The organism is Caballeronia arvi (assembly GCF_001544695.2).
GTDB lineage: Bacteria > Pseudomonadota > Gammaproteobacteria > Burkholderiales > Burkholderiaceae > Caballeronia > Caballeronia arvi.
The window spans coordinates 1-1,000 of the sequence record NZ_FCOM02000271.1 but is presented as its reverse complement, the minus strand read 5'-3'; the positions used below and the strand labels follow the sequence as shown (position 1 = coordinate 1,000).

Genomic DNA, 1,000 nt, shown 5'->3' with positions numbered 1-1,000 from the left:
GGATGCAGCACCATCGCGTCTTCCGCGCGAGCGATCTTCAGTCCCGCGCGCATCAACGCGAATTGCAGATCGGAGTCTTCGCGCCATGCCGATGTAAAGCGCGCATCGAAACCGCCCGTGCATTCGAGCGCCGCGCGGGTCGCGAATGCATTCGCGGTGGCGAACTCCGCGTTCGCGAGTCCGGCGGCGTCGAGTTCGTAATCGGTCGGACGATCGGGCAGCGGCACGACGATGCGGCCCGATACCGCGTCCGCGCCATCGTCGAGCGCACGCACGCCGTTGACGAGCCATTGCGGATCGGGAATGGTGTCGTCGTCGGTGAAGGCGATGCGTCGTGCGAGCGATGCGCGCCAGCCTGCATTGCGCGCGCCTGCCGGACCTTGGCTTCCCGTCACCGGCACGTAGCGGATCTTCGGACCGTTCCGCGCATACGATGCAGCGAGCCGCTGAACGCATGTCTTCGTCGCTTCGTCGGGGCCGTCGTCGCACACGATGATCTCGTAGCGCGCCGGATCGTATGCCTGCTCAGCGAGCGCGCGCACGCATCGTTCGAGCATCGCGGGACGGCGATATGTCGGGACGACCACGGACACGTCCGGGATGAAATCGTCGCGTGGCAGAGCGGGCGCATCCATCGCGCTCATCTCGCCGTTCTCGAAAAGACCCGCATACGTGCTCATGCTCGGGCACCTGGTTTTTCGATGAGGAACGAGCCGATGACGAGCGCATCGAGCGGCGACGTCCAGAACGATTCGAGCGCATCGCGCGGCGTATTCACCATCGGCTCGCCGCGCGTGTTGAACGACGTGTTGACGAGCACCGGCACGCCCGTGCGTTGCCTGAACGCCGCGAGCAGATCGTAGTAGAGCGGATGCTGCGCGCGGTTGACGGTCTGCACGCGCGCGGTGCCGTCGATATGCGTGACCGCCGGAATGCGCGCTTTCATCTCGTCGCGCACGTCGAACACGAACAGCATGAACGGCGCGACGCGCGCATCGAC

General features: G+C 65.7%; 2 protein-coding genes. Both read right to left on the bottom strand.

Annotated elements, in window-relative coordinates; translation table 11 throughout:
• Window positions 1–644, bottom strand: a 644-nt coding sequence (locus AWB74_RS44845) for a glycosyltransferase (protein WP_235024969.1), incomplete at its 3' end; no start/stop codon positions are given.
• A gap of 32 nt (window positions 645–676) precedes the next feature.
• Window positions 677–1,000 (bottom strand): carbamoyltransferase C-terminal domain-containing protein (locus AWB74_RS44840; protein WP_327363377.1); only part of this gene is annotated, 324 nt, incomplete at its 5' end.